The sequence below is a fragment of the Collinsella sp. HCP28S3_E9 genome (assembly GCF_052065455.1).
Taxonomy (GTDB): domain Bacteria; phylum Actinomycetota; class Coriobacteriia; order Coriobacteriales; family Coriobacteriaceae; genus Collinsella.
This window is the reverse complement of sequence record NZ_JBQHTZ010000007.1, coordinates 1-14810: the sequence shown is the minus strand read 5'-3', so window position 1 is coordinate 14810 and position 14810 is coordinate 1. Positions and strand designations below refer to the sequence as shown.

At 57.3% G+C, this 14810-nt stretch carries 12 protein-coding genes and 1 tRNA gene; 11 read left to right on the top strand and 2 right to left on the bottom strand.

Annotated features, from left to right (window positions below; genetic code table 11):
- Positions 1 to 133: 133 nt before the first annotated feature.
- The 5 genes from ACTNA2_RS04650 to ACTNA2_RS04630 all read left to right on the top strand — a co-directional run bounded on the left by ACTNA2_RS04650 (position 134) and on the right by ACTNA2_RS04630 (position 6136).
- Positions 134 to 886, top strand: coding sequence for an NAD-dependent protein deacylase (locus ACTNA2_RS04650; protein WP_441048743.1), 753 nt, complete (start codon positions 134 to 136; stop codon positions 884 to 886).
- A 94-nt stretch (positions 887 to 980) separates the two neighbouring features.
- On the top strand, positions 981 to 2708 hold the full coding sequence (folP, locus tag ACTNA2_RS04645) for a dihydropteroate synthase (RefSeq protein ID WP_441048742.1): 1728 nt from the start codon (positions 981 to 983) through the stop codon (positions 2706 to 2708).
- Positions 2709 to 3410, top strand: a complete 702-nt coding sequence (locus tag ACTNA2_RS04640; protein ID WP_441048741.1) for a hypothetical protein — start codon at positions 2709 to 2711, stop codon at positions 3408 to 3410. It begins immediately after the preceding gene.
- Positions 3411 to 3673: 263 nt separating this feature from the next.
- Complete coding sequence (locus ACTNA2_RS04635) at positions 3674 to 4870, top strand: ATP-binding protein (RefSeq protein WP_441048740.1); 1197 nt, start codon at positions 3674 to 3676, stop codon at positions 4868 to 4870.
- 159 nt (positions 4871 to 5029) lie between these two features.
- On the top strand, positions 5030 to 6136 hold the full coding sequence (locus ACTNA2_RS04630) for a serpin family protein (protein ID WP_441048739.1): 1107 nt from the start codon (positions 5030 to 5032) through the stop codon (positions 6134 to 6136).
- 194 nt (positions 6137 to 6330) lie between these two features.
- Here ACTNA2_RS04630 and ACTNA2_RS04625 read toward each other — a convergent pair whose 3' ends face one another.
- Positions 6331 to 7104, bottom strand: coding sequence for a type III pantothenate kinase (locus tag ACTNA2_RS04625; RefSeq protein WP_441048738.1), 774 nt, complete (start codon positions 7102 to 7104; stop codon positions 6331 to 6333).
- 197 nt (positions 7105 to 7301) lie between these two features.
- On the opposite strand from ACTNA2_RS04625, the gene ACTNA2_RS04620 reads away from it, so the two are divergent.
- The 6 genes from ACTNA2_RS04620 (at position 7302) to ACTNA2_RS04595 (ending at position 12505) form a co-directional block, all read left to right on the top strand.
- A tRNA-Met gene (locus tag ACTNA2_RS04620) sits at positions 7302 to 7378 on the top strand.
- A gap of 230 nt (positions 7379 to 7608) precedes the next feature.
- Positions 7609 to 7791 carry a hypothetical protein gene (locus ACTNA2_RS04615; RefSeq protein ID WP_441048737.1) on the top strand — a complete coding sequence of 61 codons (183 nt, stop codon included), beginning with the start codon at positions 7609 to 7611 and terminating at the stop codon, positions 7789 to 7791.
- A gap of 15 nt (positions 7792 to 7806) precedes the next feature.
- Positions 7807 to 8730 carry an exonuclease domain-containing protein gene (locus ACTNA2_RS04610; RefSeq protein WP_441048736.1) on the top strand — a complete coding sequence of 308 codons (924 nt, stop codon included), beginning with the start codon at positions 7807 to 7809 and terminating at the stop codon, positions 8728 to 8730.
- 15 nt (positions 8731 to 8745) lie between these two features.
- Positions 8746 to 9453, top strand: coding sequence for a hypothetical protein (locus ACTNA2_RS04605; RefSeq protein WP_441048735.1), 708 nt, complete (start codon positions 8746 to 8748; stop codon positions 9451 to 9453).
- Positions 9440 to 10372: a DUF4268 domain-containing protein gene (locus ACTNA2_RS04600; RefSeq protein ID WP_441048734.1), complete on the top strand. Its 933-nt coding sequence runs from the start codon at positions 9440 to 9442 to the stop codon at positions 10370 to 10372. The genes ACTNA2_RS04605 and ACTNA2_RS04600 overlap by 14 nt, the downstream gene beginning before the upstream one ends.
- Positions 10373 to 10936: 564 nt before the next feature.
- The gene (locus tag ACTNA2_RS04595; protein ID WP_441048733.1) at positions 10937 to 12505 is read left to right on the top strand and encodes a hypothetical protein; all 1569 of its coding nucleotides are present in this window, start codon (positions 10937 to 10939) and stop codon (positions 12503 to 12505) included.
- A gap of 573 nt (positions 12506 to 13078) precedes the next feature.
- On the opposite strand, the gene ACTNA2_RS04590 is transcribed toward ACTNA2_RS04595, so the two are convergent.
- Positions 13079 to 14521: a C45 family autoproteolytic acyltransferase/hydolase gene (locus ACTNA2_RS04590; RefSeq protein ID WP_441048732.1), complete on the bottom strand. Its 1443-nt coding sequence runs from the start codon at positions 14519 to 14521 to the stop codon at positions 13079 to 13081.
- Between the last annotated feature and the right edge of the window lie 289 nt (positions 14522 to 14810).

Genomic DNA, 14810 nt, shown 5'->3' with positions numbered 1-14810 from the left:
GTCCTTTCGACGGGGTTTGCAGGCTTAAGATTAGCGCAAAAGGGGCGGTGGTGGGCTCCGCGCGTGCTGACTCAAAGGCTGCATGCTGGGATGTCGCCCGACGCTGCCCGACCCACAAGGACGGAGGACTCATATGACGCAGGCGATATCGGATCCCAAGCGGGCCTCCGCCGCACTGGCGGAGCTGTTTGGTACTCACAAGCGTGTGGTCTTCTTTGGCGGCGCCGGTGTTTCCACGGCGAGTGGCATTCCCGATTTCCGCAGCGTGGACGGCCTATATCACCAACAGTTTGCCTACCCGCCCGAGACCATGCTCTCGCATAGCTTTTACGAGGCGCATCCGGCCGAGTTCTTCGACTTCTACCGCACCAAGATGATCTCGCTTGGCGCCAAGCCCAACCGCTGCCACACCAAGCTGGCCGAGCTGGAGCGTGCCGGCAAGCTTGGTGCCGTGGTGACGCAAAACATCGACGGCCTGCATCAGATGGCGGGCTCGCAGCGCGTGTTCGAGCTGCACGGATCGGTCCATCGCAACATTTGCCAGTCGTGCGGCGCGGTCTATAGCGCCGAGTGGATTTGCGCCCGCGGGCACGAGGACGCCGCGGGTGTGCCCGTGTGCCCCGCGTGCGGCGGGCGCATTAAGCCCGATGTGGTGCTCTACGAGGAGCCGCTCGACGAGCATGTGCTGACCGACGCCGTTGCCGCCATTGCCGCGGCCGATGCCCTCATTGTGGGCGGGACCTCGCTCGTGGTGTATCCGGCGGCGGGCCTTACGCGATACTTTGCCGGTGACACGCTGGCCATTTGCAATCTTGCTCCCACCGATCAGGATGCAAATGCCGACCTGCTGATTTCTTGCGACATCGCGGCCGCGTTTGCGTTCTAGCCCGTGTGCGCGGATACAATAGAAAGACTGATTGCAAAGCGACCCCGCCGCCTGCGCCCGAGCGCGGCGGCGCGGGCATTTTAGGAGGATGTTCATGGCGAACGACAGCAAGACATGGCGGTGCGGAAAGTACGAGCTCAGCTTTGACCGTCCGCGCATCATGGGCGTCCTCAACGTGACGCCCGATTCGTTTAGCGACGGCGGGGAGCATTTCGACCCGGATGCCGCCATCGAGTACGGCCTGGCGATGCTCGACGCCGGCGCCGACATCATCGACGTGGGCGGCGAGTCCACGCGCCCCGGTTTTACCCCGGTCAACCCCGATGAGGAGGCTCGCCGCGTGCTGCCCGTTGTGCGTGCGTTGGCCAAAGAGGGCGCCATCGTCTCGATCGACACACGTCACGTGGCGGTTGCCAAGGCGGCCGTGCGCTGCGGCGCCTCGATCGTCAACGACGTGACGGGCTTCACCGACCCCAAGATGGTAGAGTTTGTCGCGACGAGCACCTGCGGCGTCATCGTGATGCACGCCGGCGAGGTCGCCGCGCCCGCTCGCACGCATGCAACGGTGCAGCTCGATACCTCTGCCGCGGCGTTTGTTGCCGAGAAGGCGCGCGAGGCGGCTGCCGAGGCCGCGCGCGAGGCCGAGAAGCCCGCCCGCCGCCGTCGTGGCAAGCTGCTGGGCGAGCCCAAGACGGAGGCCAAACTGCCGGGTGGCGTGGTGCAGCCCTCGCTGCCGTTTGGCGATCCGGAGCCAGCGCCCGAGCCAACGGGCGAGCAGAAGCAGGAGACGCCGGCCGCCGAGCAGGCTACCCCTGCCGCCGAGGCCGCCGCGACCCCTGAGCCCGCGCCGGAGCCCAGCGATCACTTGGCCGCCATGATGCGCCGCAGCGCCCGCCGCGAGGAGGCTTATGTGCCCACCTCGCAGCTCCGCCGCTTTACCCTGCCCGATTCGGCGCCCATCATGCGCCGCGTCATGGGCTTTCTGTCCGATCAGGCCCGCGCGCTCATCCACGCCGGCGTGTCACGCGACCGTATCTGCATCGATCCGGGTCCGGGTTTTGGCAAGACGGCCAACGAAGACATCGTCATCCAGCGCGAGACCGCCAAGATGGCGTCACTGGGCTATCCGCTCATGTGCGCCGTGTCGCGCAAGCGCTTTGTGGGCGCCGTCTCGGGCGTGACCGAGGCCGCCGAGCGCGATGCCGCCACATTTGGCGTGTGCCTGGGCGCTATCCAGGCCGGTGCCAACATCGTGCGCGTGCACGATGTCACCGGCTTTGCGCAGTTCCTGAACGGCTACTGGGCTGTTGCCAAGCCGCAGCCGCGTCGCGCGTTTGTGGCCGTGGGCTCCAACCTGGGGCATCGTTGCGACAACATCCGCGCCGCGCGCGACATGATCGCCGAGATTCCGCTCACCTGTGTGTCCAACTGCTCGCGCATCTACGAGAGCGAGCCGGCCTACGAGACACGCCAGGACGCGTTTGCCAACGCTGTCATCGAGATCAAGACCGAGCTGGCGCCGCTGGTGCTGCTCGACGAGCTTATGAAGATCGAGGCCGAGCTGGGGCGCGACCGATCCAAGAAGGCCAAGGTCAACGGCCCGCGCACCATCGACCTGGACCTGCTGTGGATGGATGGCGAGACCCATGGCGGCAAAAAGCTGCGCCTGCCGCATCCGCTCATTGGCGAACGCGACTTTGTGCTGGTGCCGCTCGAGGACCTGATGCACGACCCGGCGCGGTTCTTCCGCTACAACGGCGTCGAGGTCAAGGGGCCCGAGGATCGCGTGGGCCATATCGTGGGCGAATTGGGGCGTATGTAGATGATCGAGATGAATGCTGTTGCCGCCGGTGCCGAGCTTGACGCGGCACGTGACGCGGGCCGCGAGGGCGTGTCCGCGGGCTGGTGCGCTTGGAGCGTGGGCGAGGCGTCGTTGACGTTTTCGCTGGTCGTGCGCCCGGATGTGAATATGCACGCCTTCCATGGTCTGCCGTTTGTGGCGGCGATGGGCATGATGGACGCGCTCGCGGGAACGGCATCGACGCCGGGGCTGGGCCTTGCCGGCAAGGTGGGTATCCAGTGGCCGAGCGATATCGTGTGCGGTGCGCCTGCGTTTGAGACGTCGCTCGCGCGTGTTACCGTGAACGGCGGTGCCGGTGCCGCGGGTATGTTCGGTGCCGTGACGGTGGATATTGAGCGCGCGGCGCTGGGCGAACTTGGCGTGGATGTGACCGATGAAGCGCTGGTCGAAGCGCTGACTACCGCCGTGCTGGCCCGCGTGGACGCCTGGGCGGTTGTCGCCAACACGCCGCGGGGCGCCGCCGGCCCGCTGGCTCCCGTGCTGGGCGAGTACTTCGACATGGTGCCGCTGCTGGGCCGCCAGGTTGCGGCGGTGTCGCCCAACGGCTTGCCGCTTGCGGTCGGTGTGTTTGCGGGCCTGGACATCTGGGGTCGCGCGACCATCAAGACCGATGCCGGCGAGCAGGAGTTTCCGCCCGAGGCCGTACGGATTCGCGGGCTGTAACACGAGATGCCCGCGCTCAAAGACAACGATGACAACAAGACCCTCCCCGGCAGAGCGAACTGCCTCTGCCGGGGAGGGTCTTTGCGCGACTACAGGGTGGCATCGCGGCCCTATTCCTCAAAACTGAAAATTTTTCGTTTTTGAGGAATAGGATTAAGGCAGCTCGGCCTTTCGCGAGGTATATTCGCTATAGAGCCTATTCCTCAAAACTGAAAAATTTTCGTTTTTGAGGAATAGAGATAAAAGACCGCGAGGAGGCCCCGATGAAACTCATCAATAGAGCGTCATATATGGACACGTTGACGAGTCTTATTGGCGTGCCGGATATCAAGGTCATCACGGGCATCCGCCGCAGCGGTAAATCAAAATTGCTCGAGGCCCTCCGCGATTACGTGGAGGCAAATCTGCCTAATTCGAATGTCATCCATATCAACTACAACCTCGATGAGTTCGAGAACCTGCTCGAGTATCACGCGTTGCTCGCTTATGTAAAAGATCATCGGGTGCCCGGCAAACAAAACTTTCTGCTTATCGATGAGGTTCAGATGTGCGAAGGTTTTGAGCGTGCGATCAACAGCCTTCACGCATCCGAGCATTATGACATCTTCATTACCGGATCGAATGCCTTTTTGCTGTCGAGCGATCTGTCGACGCTCTTTACGGGGCGCACGTTCGAGATCGAGGTTTTCCCATTCTCGTTTGAGGAGTATCGTCTCTATGGCGACGAGGGCGAGGTCGACCGTGGCTTCGATGAGTATGCGAGAACCGGCGGTATGTCTGGCTCTTACCCTTATCCACTGCAGGAGCAGCGCCATCAATATCTCTCCAACGTCTTTAAGACGCTCATTGTGAGAGATATCGTGCAACGGCATAACGTGAGAAACGAATCGGCGCTGCTGCGCATTGCCGATTACATGATGGACAACGTTTCCAACATTACGTCGGCACGCAACATTACCGATGCATTAAATGCGGATGGACTAAAGATTACGAACAAGACGGTCGGTGCGTACATGGGGTACCTGTGCGATGCGTTTGCCTTCTATAAAGTTCGTCGATATGACATTCGCGGCAAGAAATACCTTAAGAGCGGCGAGAAGTATTACCTGGCAGACCACGCGTTCAAATACGCGCTGCTCGGTACACGCGATATGGACTGGGGTCGCGTGTACGAGAACATGGTGGCCATCGAGCTGCTGCGCCGCGGATATGAGGTATACGTCGGCGTACTCTATAAAAAGGAAATTGACTTTGTAGCAATCAAGCGAAGCGAGAAGCTCTACATTCAGGTGAGCGACGACATCAGCTCGGATAAGACATTTGAACGCGAGATTTCACCACTGCTGAGCATTGGCGACGCGTACCCCAAGATGATTCTCGCCCGCACGCATCACGAGGCCACGGACCGCGACGGAGTGCAGATCGTGGACCTGGCGAGGTGGCTGTGCGGTGAGGCGTAGCGTGCATCGAGCCTATTCCTCAAAACTGAAAATTTTTCGTTTTTGAGGAATAGAAAGGCTTTGAGCCTCTTAGAAAGCCATTGGGCTGCCTTTCCGGTGCGAGATTTGTGTCCGCGCCGTGCGAAATAATAGTTTATGTCCTAACGATGGGAGCAGACTATGGCTGACAAAGCAAATTCGGCGTGTCCACAGGCATGGAGGGTTGCAAAATCCCTATCCGAGAAAATACTCGCTCAAGGCAAGAACAGGGTTTGGTCGCCTGCGTGCGTCGCGAGCTTGTTGACGATTGTACGAAAGGGTGCCTCGGGCGCCACATGTCGGGAGCTCGACATGCTCCTGGGCGATGGCGACATGTTTAGCGAGCGTGATCCCTTCGGCATCGAGCTGGAGCGGAACTGGGGCTATGACGGTTATGATGCGAGCACGGCAACGGCAGCTTGGCTTTCCAGGTCCGCGAGCCCATCGGAGGCGTTTCTGCACGAGTGCGACAAATGCAGCGTGCATGTGTCAATCGATGACTTGGCCGATCCGCGCGTTAGCCAACGGGTGACCGATTGGGTAGCCGAACAAACTCACGGCCTGTTGTCGCCAAGCATCGAGTTATCACCAGTGGCTCTTGCCTGTCTTGTGAGCGCGCTTTACATGAAGGATGCATGGGCGGATCCGTTTGACGGCGAATCGACCAAAGTTGAGACCTTCCATGCAAAGAACGGCGATGTTCAAGCAGCGTTTATGCGTGGCAAGCGTGATTGTGCGGTGATCGTCGAGAACGGCAGGGTTGCCTTCTTGTTGCCGCTCAGCTCCGATGCCGGCGTGTGTTTTGTTCTTCCGAGCGGCGAGGGTGATCATATTGATGACGCGCTTGGGCTATTCGAGCGTCTGTCCCAAGGCGAGGGAGAATGGGAGCCCGTCGACCTGGGGATTCCTCGCTTTGAATGCGAGTCGACGCTCTCGGACGTCTGCTCGCTGCTAAAGGCCGCCGGCGTCTCTACGGCAACTGCGATGGAGCTTACACCTATGGTGGGGGTAGGGGGGACTTCAACGCAGATTGTCCATGGCGCGAAGTTCGCTGTCGATGAGAACGGCGTAGAGGCCGGCGCGTACACGGTGATGGTCGCTGTCGCGGGCCTTCCGCCGGAGAACCCGCCAGAGCCGCGCAAGATAACGCTTGACAGGCCTTTCTATGCAGCGCTCGTGTCTCGCACCGGCGTACCGCTCTTTGTGGCAAGCGTCGCGCTGCCGTCGGTGGACGTGCAAGAAAGGTGAGGTTGAGGTTTGCGAAGGGGGGCTGCTATGCCAAGGGTTGCCAACGTACTCTTTCCAGCTGACTATTCTGTTTTAATGAAACGCAGTCGCTTGATCTGGCTCACGGAGGGGTTGGAGAACTAGAGTCACCTAGTCCGTGCGTCAGAGAAACCGAGGGGTTAAGACAGTGCTCACGCTTGGCTCCGGTCCCTGTCTTACCCCAGCTCCTGCATGCGGCGGTAGATTTCGCAGATACCCTTAATGGTGAGCTGTCCATCGACCACGTCGAAGGCATCGGTCGAATCGGCGACGATGCCGGCGAGGCCTCCCGTGGCGATAACGGTGGCATCCTCGCGGCCCAGCTCGCGCTTCATGCGCGCGACCAGGCCTTCGGCCATAGCGGCGGTGCCCACCACGGCGCCGACCTTGATGCACTCCTCGGTATCGCGGCCGATGGCGTGCTCGGGCGCCTCGAGCGGCACGCTGGCGAGCTTGGCGGCGCGGGCGGCAAGTGCATCCATGGAGATGCGGATGCCCGGCGCGATCGCTCCGCCAATGTAATAGCCGTCCTCATCGATGACGTCGATATTGGTTGCGGTGCCAAAGTCCACCACGATTGCCGGCGCGCCGTAGAAAGTCTCAGCCGCAACGGCGTTGGCGACGCGATCGGCACCTACGGCCCGGGGACGCGCCGCGCGCAGCTTGGTTACGGCGGCCGTCTGCGGCCCAATGACGATGACGTCTGCGGCAATGCGGTCGGCCACGGCATGCCATTCGCGCGAGAGCTGCGGCACCACGCCCGCAAAGGCGATAGCGTCGACCGCGTCGAGCGAAAGGCCGTACATCTTAAAAAAACCCATCAGGCGCACATGGATCTCATCTGCGGTATAGGAGCGGTCGGTGGGCATGCGCCACGACTGCACCAGCTCGTCTCCGTCAAACAGGCCCATGGCCGTCTGCGTGTTTCCCATATCGATAGCGAGCAGCATGTCTACTCCCGGTTTCGGCATAAAAGGACGCGCACCATTGTATACGTGCTGTCGACGGCGCTCGGCTGCGATTCGTTTACGGTGATATGGGCTGAGGGGTTTTAAATATGAAGGAATTATGCTCTACGAGAGTTTCCTTGCCGTCCACCGAACTCCCGAGTAATATTCTTTCTTGCGCACATGAGGCGCCCAGACATTGCGGGGTGGAGCAGTCTGGTAGCTCGCCGGGCTCATAACCCGGAGGTCGTAGGTTCAAATCCTGCCCCCGCGACCAAGAACTTGCAGCTCGGAAGCAAAATTGCTTCCGAGCTTTTTCTTTATCGGGTTACCTTGCGGGTGAATTGCGGGTGAATCCTGAGTCAATTTATTATGTGAAACAGATAAACCATTGATAATCGCGGGCCGGTCGGCTTGATTTATCGACCGATAAACTCCAATTGGGAGGAGTTCCGGCGGTCCTTAGCTAAAATAGTGACGTCTGAATAACAACAAGGGAGTCGCTATATGAAGACCGTCTACGATGCCCTTGATTCTATCGTCAATGGGTCGGCAACGACCAAGGAGAAGGGCGACAAGTACGAGGCGGCCTGCATTTACTATCTCAAGAACGACTCCTTCAACGCGCTGTTCTTTTCCTGCGTCGGGACGATAGCCCGGGCACTCGAATGGGATAACAGTTTGTTTTAAGGGAAAGGAAGCCGTATGGCGAAAAAGGGATATATCTTCTGGGACAGCGAGACGGCGAATCCCCAGCAGAGGATATGCCAGGTCGCCTACATCCTCACGGATCTTGAGGGAAACTGCGTGGGCGACCCGGTTTGCCGGGTGATCAATCCTGAGAGCGAGATTGGCTGGTGGAGCAGGTCCCATCTGGAAATCGATTGGGACTCACTGGACGACATGCCGACCTTTGCCCGCTTCTGGGAGGATGCCGGTCTGGCGGATTTACTGCGAGACTACATCCTGGTCGCGCATAACGCCAACGGCGCCGACATCCACCACATCAAGAAGAGTCTGGCTGTCTACGACATCGAAATGCCCGAGGTCGAAGTGATCGATACGATGCTGGTGGCGAAGCAGAAGGGTCTGCCGGGAGCGCTCATCGACCTCTGCGAGCATTACGGCGTGCGTCTTGATAACCACCACGATGCGGCGAGCGATGCCGAGGCGTGCCTTGGGATCTTCCATGGGCTGGTCGGCGAGTTCGGTGCGCTCGAGCCTGCCGTTTGGGCTCCGAATGCTTCCTCCCATCATGGCCGCAAGCGTGTTTTCACGGGCTTGGGACTGGTGAACGGGTCGCAGGAAACCATCGAAGAGGTTTTGGCGAAAGCCGAGGATGCGGGCCACAGGGGCGATCCGGGCGAAATCACTGATCCGGTCGGACTCAAGGTGAAGGTATCCGGCGTCACTCCGGGCTACAATCGCGATGAGATCCTTGCCGCACTTAAGGAATGCGGGATGAAGGCGACCGATGGCAAGCCCGCGCAGAGCACGAAGTACCTCGCAATAGGCGACAACGCGGGACGAAGCAAGCTCGACGCGGTTTTCAACGGCAACACGCAGGCGAAAATCGTCACGACGGGCGAGTTGCTTGAGGTTATGAACCGATTTGGCAAGGCGGAATAGAGGGGAAGGCTCGATATGGCCGTCAATTTGAAAACCGTAAAAGACACGGTGAATCTTGCGGCAGGGGTTTTGGCCGCTGCCGCCGGGGTTGTCGATGGGGCAAAGCAGCTCGGTTTCGATGTCGATGGAGCCGTGAAAAGCGCTGCCGACGGGGCAACCAACGGCGCACGCGTTGTTGCCGACGGCATCGGCAAGGGATTTGGCGCGGCGGCGGAAGGCGTCGGCGCGGCAGCCGGCGCGTTGGGGGATGCCACGAAGGCGTTTCAGGACTCAAGAGCCGCAGCGGAGGCTCGCAAGAAGATCGATGCCGCGAGGCAATCAATATTTGAAGGCGCGTCGACGGTGATGCCCCTGCACGAGTTCATCTGCCGGCAGGGCAAAGCCTCCGAGGCTGCGTTCAACGGCTACGATATGCCCGGCTGCTATCTCATCGCGACATACCGCAAGCATGACCACGATAAGAACTTCAGCGACTATCTCGGAATATACGTGGGGTCAAGTGAGCGTATGGCGGACGATATCGCGTCCATACCTACGCGATTGGGCGATCCGGATGTCTACGCTGACTACAAGTACCGGCAAAACATTTTGCTATTCGTGTATCCGTGCGAGCTGAAGGACGTCGACGAACGTCGTGGGCTCCTGCTGCGTTCGTTTGACGGCGAGAGGCTCTACAACGGCACTGGATTATCGGTCGAGAGGGTGGCGGATGAAGACCTATAACCTGGACACCATCCAGAAGGTCCCCTTGCGCGAGGTGTGGCCGCATGAGGCCCACGACTTCACCAAGTGGCTGGCCGATGAACAGAACCTCGCAACCCTCGGGATGGCGGTCGGAATCGAGCTCGAGCTCATAGAGACGGAGTCCTCGGTCGGATCCTTCAACGTGGACATCTACGCGCAGGAGTCCGGTACGGGCCGCAAGGTGATTATCGAGAACCAGCTCGAGGACACCAACCACGACCACCTCGGCAAGGTGATTACATATGCCGCCGGCAAGGACGCCGAGGTCGTCATCTGGGTCGTGGCGCGCGCCCGCGACGAGCACCGCCAGGCAATCGAGTGGCTCAACCAGCACACCGACAGCGACTTCGGGTTCTTCCTGGTCGAGGTCGAGCTCTGGAGGATCGGGGACTCCCTGCCCGCCCCGCGCTTCAACGTGGTCGAGCAGCCGAACGAGTGGACCAAGACCGTGAGGCTCTCCGAGGGGTTCAGCGAGACCGAGAAGGTCAAGCTGGCGTACTGGACGGCCTACCGCGAGGTGGCGGACGCCCATCCGGAGTTCCTCAAGGAGTTCAGCCCGCAGAAGCCCAGCAAGGACCATTGGTCGACGCTTCGCCTGGGGGTCTCGGCATACCATCTCGCCCTGCTCATCGATACGCACAAAGGCCGCACGGGCATCGAGCTGTACGTGGACGACGACAAGGAGATCGGGCACCGCGCCATCGCCAACAGCGGGATCTTCGAGGAGCGCCTCGGGCTGACGGCGGCACCCTTCGATGCGAAAAAGGCCTCGGGACTACGCTTCTACAAGGCGGGCCATCCCATCAAGGGCCACCAGGACGCATGGCCGGGGTACATCGAGGAACAGCTCGGATGGGCCATCGAGATGAAAAAGGTAATCGCGGAGATCGAGCTCTAAAAACGCCCCGGCAGTAATTGCTGAACTGCCTCCCATTTCTTGGACACGAGAAATGGGAGGCTTTTTATGCGTGTCGACTTGAGGATGAAGCACGACATCGAGGCCAGGAAGGCGCCGTTCGGCCTCTTCGAGGTCTCCGACAACCCTTCCCAGCGCCATGCAGTAATGCGCGAAGACCGGGTCCTCCTTGCCTGATTGGTCCTCGCAGCAAAAGAGCATCGACTCATGAAGGCAGGCGAGCTCGTAAATGATGTCTTCGAGTCCCATGTGACTCCTTTCAAAAAGTAAATAGGGCCTTAAATGGCATCGATGTTGGGCGCGGACGCCGCACTAAAGATCTCGGCGAGCGGGGCCTAAGATGACGGCGGGGTTTATAGGTATCGGTTCTATGGGTCATGAATCGATATCGCGGCCCTTTGCTGATCTTTGCAGCGACGGGCGTTCATGCGACTTGTCGATTGTGGGCCGCCGCGGTGCCGTTGGCCGATCACTGGGCGATAAAGATCATCAACGTCTGATAATGAACATCGACTATCTGTTGCAGCGGTTGTCGACGTGGGGTGAATGTCAGTGGAGTTTTTTCGGTACGGCCAGTGGAGTGACCAATCGGTATCCCAGGCTGCGTTGAATGGATACTGTGGTACGGATGGTCGACTGTTCGTCAAAGGCCGTGATGGTGCATATACCGCCTATGGAATCAGGCGTGGTGTTGGGGCGTTCAATGGGGTGGGGACCCTTGAGCTGCCGTTTCCGGATGGCAGGGTCATTTCGGTCGCAAATACGGAACGCGTTGTTATAACTTGGGACAAGAGCAAAAAAGGCTTCAATCGCCAATTTGCCTTCCTCGGATCGCAAGACTGCGACGTTGCCCCCGATATCGACGAGATGCCGTCGCTTCACTTTTATGTGCAAGTCCGACCATGCTCTCAATATCAATCGGATGGAGCCTCGAAATTGCTTTGCTTCGATGGGGCGGAGCTTACTGAGACCATCGAGGGCGTCGAGGGCCCGATTAGGAACGCCGCTGACGGCGCGGTCGGTTTTTCGATCGTTGACGGAGAACTATGGTCACATTATGTCCGCAATACAGACGGGACGCTAGATCTGGTCGGTGTAAGCCATGGGGCTTTTTGGGAATGCGAAATGAGAAGAAACGAAACCCTATTTGATCTAAGAGACAAAATGACCGCCGAGGCAATTGAAGATGGGCGCATTCGTCTCTATTTCAGCAAGGGAAACGATATGCCGTCGAGAGTCGCGGTCGAATATTTGAAGGAGCATTACGATCCCGTTCCGGTGGAAAACACCTTTAAGGACGACGAGACGGAAAACTATTCAATCGATGTTGATATTGACGACGTTGATCTCATCTCATTCATGCATCTTAAAGGCATGGCAAGGCCCTATTCGATTTACGATATTCCCATTGATGAATACCTTCTCTATGCGCCGGGGAAAGAGGAGACCGAGTACTTCTTTCTTGGTAGTTCTGCCATGGCGTTCCATCAAGCGGTGCTCGAAAACGCTCTCGCTGTATCGGAGTTTTCCACAATTGCCGACCTTCAGTGGGCGCTCGAAGGTCTTCGGAATAGATCGAGGCTTGTTCAGGGAATGGCCCTTGGCAAGTTGTTCGACCGGCTCGTTCCTGGCAGTAAATTAAACGCAAGGGGTGAGTTTGTTTGTCCTAAACTCGCCAACGGAAAACCAGATCTGTCCTTTCTCAGCGAGCAACAAAAACGAGTGCGTTCGCTATACAATGCCCAGAAAACAAAGATGGCGGAATCTGGTCGGCTCAATATCAAGTGGAAGGGCGAATACCAGATGTTCAGGATCGCGAAGAGCCTGTATCGCGATGCTGTGTTTCAGTATCACGAGGACTGGCTTGGTCGCCAAAGCTTGGATGTTTACATTCCCCGGCTTAACCTTGGAATTGAATATCAGGGAATTCAGCACTATGAGCCAGTTGAATTCTTTGGCGGCGAGGATGGACTTCGCAGCAGAAAAGAACTCGACCAAAGAAAGAGAGCGAAATGCGCAGATAGGGGGGTCAAGTTGCTTGAATGGCGCCACGACGAGGTCCTTACAAAGAAGAGGCTTGAAGATGCCATAGGAGTGATTTGCAAAAACGCCTAATCCTGCCGGAAGCCTCGGCCCGATAGCTCAATTGGATGGTGAGGCGTTTCATGCGGCTCTGCCGTGCGCATCGAGCGAAGATTCGAAGAAGAAAAGTGCCTAACGAAGAAATAGAGTAGAAAAATACGAGCAATGGCGCCAAACATCTGCAAATAAAACCGCAGGTAAACACCCATGTATAATATAAGCGACAGCCTCCAACGGGCTCATAACCCGGAGGTCGTAGGTTCAAATCCTGCCCCCGCGACCAAGACTTTTAGCAGCTCAGAGGCATTGTTCTCTGAGCTGTTTTTCTTTGGATAAATAGCACGGCGAGCTAGTTGCTGCGCGGGCATTTTGATCCCCCGTGTCAATCTCTGCGCCTTGGAGGTCGTTGGTTCGAATCCGGCCTCCGCGATTAAAACTCCGGGTCAGGCGCAGGAAAGCCTGGCAGCGCGAATAAACGAAAAATACCATCATGCCGAGATGATCGGCATGATGGTACATCTTGGAAGTGATCTCGAGCGTTATCTTTAGGGAGGGTTCGAGATCACTTCCGCTTTCTTTAAATGACGAGCTGAGCGTTACGCAAGATTATTGAATAATTACATTTTCAGTAGTATAAGATGCCTGTGCGTATCGCTGAGCATTGGCAAACTGCGAAGTAGCAAGGCCATACATAATCGCAGCCTGCTCCTTATCGCCTTTCGCATTGGCGCAATCAGCCATAGTGGTGTAATTGCATCCCGTGTGCACCGCCTCAGCAGCCTTATTGTAATACTCCATGGACTCGTCATCCACTGAGCCATTCTTATACAATTCAGCTCCTGCATTTCTTACCGCAATACGCGCGTCGACTTCTGCGCTCTTATTAGTGGCCTGCATGTTCTTTCCGAGAGTAAGCCTGTAGTAATTAGCTGTACCATAGGGAACGTCTGAACGGAATTTCTCGTCATGACCTCTCAAGACATACATTTCCTGATCAGTTGCATCAAAAATTGTCCTGAAAATTGTCTTGAATTCTATGTCATCGCCTTCTGGAGAGTGGAACTGATAGAAACCACCGAAGTCCCAATTTTCCTCACTCCATTTGCCCTCGTCATAGTAACGAATGCTTCCGAGTCCGTTCGCGAGCGTGAGTGGGGTAACGCTGCCGCTCTCGTCTTGCATAACCTTTTCTAGAGTATTGGCTCTTGGCACGCTATCCGGATATGCCTCATATGAATCATTCATCCAGAGCTCATCCTTGAAATGATTCGCTGCAATTAGATAGTCCGTCTCACCGTAGTCACCGGCTTTGCGCACTACATATGCATTATCTTTTTGCTCGATGAGATACGCATTTCCCTTGTTGTCGGAAACGTTGATGTTACCCGTGTGAATCCACTCAGTTTTCGTAAGCATTTTGACTGCTTCGTCTGCCGTATCGCACTTTGTGGCTGTGTACCAATAAGCAAACAAAGTATCGAGGAAGGTGCCTTCCCTATCGATTGTCTTAGCATCATCGCTTGGCGATGCCGTAGGCCCTCCGGCATAGGTAATAATAAGGCCCTTAGAGTTCATGAATGCATTTCCCTGCAATCCACCTGATGCAATGACTGCATTGCCATGTTTCGGATAAGAAACCATGCTCGAGAACATTGCGGCGGGTGTTGTGCTGACTGCATCAAGATTAGCGGCTCCAAGATGATGACCATCCTGAGTCATATTTCCCCAAGCAGATACATTCATACATGTTTTTGAACGCTCTGGATCATTTGAGCTCTCTGGATCAAAATGCATCATGAGGTCATAGTTAAGAACAGATGAGCCCATAACTGCAACTACTGCATCTTCCTTTGAGACTCCTGCCCCCTCAGCTACTCCCGACAAGAAATTAAATACAGATGGATCATCCTCCTCATAATGTTTCAGAATCTTACCCATGGCTTCGTTATATGCGGCATCGTCTGCCTCTGCATAAATTGAAGCCATTACAGCTGTCCAGTTACTTTCTAACTGATCCTTTTGCTGTAAGCCATACTGCTTTCCCTTCAATAGTACGTCATATAATACCAGTTGCAGCGTCCGCATCATTCGCTATGAACATTGCCGCCGTGCCCAGTAGCCTTCAGGCGTCCCGAAGGCCGGTGCGTCGCCGCTGACGGGCACGATGCGCTTTTTCACGAGTCTAAAGATGCATAATCTACGGACTTTTCTTTCTCTTGTCATACTTCTCTCCGTTAGACCAGCGTTGACGTAATAATGTCCCGTCCCCGCCCTAAGATGAATGTCGCCAAACATCAACATCGAAGAGACGGGGACGGGATGCTGGACATCATACTCC